Raw genomic sequence first — 1,326 nt, forward strand, 5'->3', positions numbered from 1 at the left:
CCTCACACGTTCGCCCCCGGCCAACTCCGCGCCTGGGGGCGGCTGCGTGCCTCCGCCTGCCGCAGGCGCACCTCGGAAAGGATGAATCCGTCGCAAGGCAGCGCCGGCAGGCGGGAGAAATCCAGCCGCAGATCCTGCATCGGCACCTGGTAGCCGAGGTGGCGAACGAGGAAGCCCACCGCCTGCCTCATCAGCGTGACCGCGATGCCCTCGCCCGGGCAGCGGTGGTTGCCATAAGGCTCGGCGCCGCCCTGGGGCATGAAGTCGAAGGCGCCGGGGCTGTGTTCCAGGAAGCGCTCCGGGCGAAACGCGTCGGGCGCCTCCCAGACGCGCGGGTCACGGTTGCTGCCGTAGAGGTCCAGCAGCACCAGCCGGCCTTCCGGGAAGTGCAGGCCGGCCCAGTCGAAGTCCGCCCGCACCCGCGCCGCCACCGCCGGAAAGAAGGGGTAGTAGCGCCGCACCTCCTGCACGAAGGCGTCTTCATAGTCCGGGTCGTCACCGCCCAGGCGCTCAAGGCACTCCGGGTGGGCATGCAGCGCATGAGCGGCGAAAACGATGAAAACCGCGACCGCCACCGTCGGCCGCAGCACGTTGAGCAATTCCACCGCGGCGGTCTCGGCCGGCAGCAGCTGGGCGTCCGCGTCCACATGGGTGGCCACCGCCTCGGCGGCGCAGCCGCGCGGCACCGCGTAGCGGCCATCGCGGATGTCGCCCACCAGTCGCGCCAGCCACTTCTCCAGCCGGCGGCGGGCATAGCGGGAGCGCAAGTGGCCGGCGCCGGAGTTGGCCGCTTCATCGAACAGCCGCGCCATCTGGCGGCTGCGCTTGTCCGCCTCGCCCTCCGCCAGCGGCACGTAAGCCCAGGTACAGACGGCGCGGGTAAGCAGCTGCACGACTTCCTGGTAGAGGATCACCCGGTCTTCGTCCTGCCAGCGCCGGGCGGCGCTCCACCATTCGCTGGCAACGAAGCCAGCCAGGGCGGCCACCCGCTCCGGCTCCACCACCTTCATGAAGAGTGCCTTGCGCTCGCGGTGGGCGGCGCCATCCAGCCCTTGCACGCCGCCCTTGCCGAACAAGGTGGCCTGCAGCGGCTCCGGCGCCGCGCCGGCACGCTGGAAACGCTCGGGGTCGTAGAACACGGCTGCGGCTTCCGGCCCGCTCATGCAGATGGCCGGCTGCAGCAGGATGCGCGTCTCGAACAGGTCGGAACCCAGCTCGCGGCAGCGGCTGGAGATGTAGCGGTAGGGATCGGCAAGAAATGCAAGGCTGTGGTCGAAGCCGGCTTCCTGGGGGGCGGTGGACATGGCGGCACCTCGGGGCTTGGGG

1 protein-coding gene is annotated in these 1,326 nt (G+C 70.8%); it reads right to left on the minus strand.

Features of this window, described 5'->3' with window-relative positions:
* Positions 1-2 precede the first annotated feature (2 nt).
* Positions 3-1,326 (minus strand): cytochrome P450 (locus GRF61_RS24095; protein WP_211166184.1); only part of this gene is annotated, 1,324 nt, incomplete at its 5' end.

It is taken from the genome of Azoarcus sp. TTM-91 (genome assembly GCF_012911025.1).
Taxonomy (GTDB): Bacteria; Pseudomonadota; Gammaproteobacteria; order Burkholderiales; family Rhodocyclaceae; genus Azoarcus.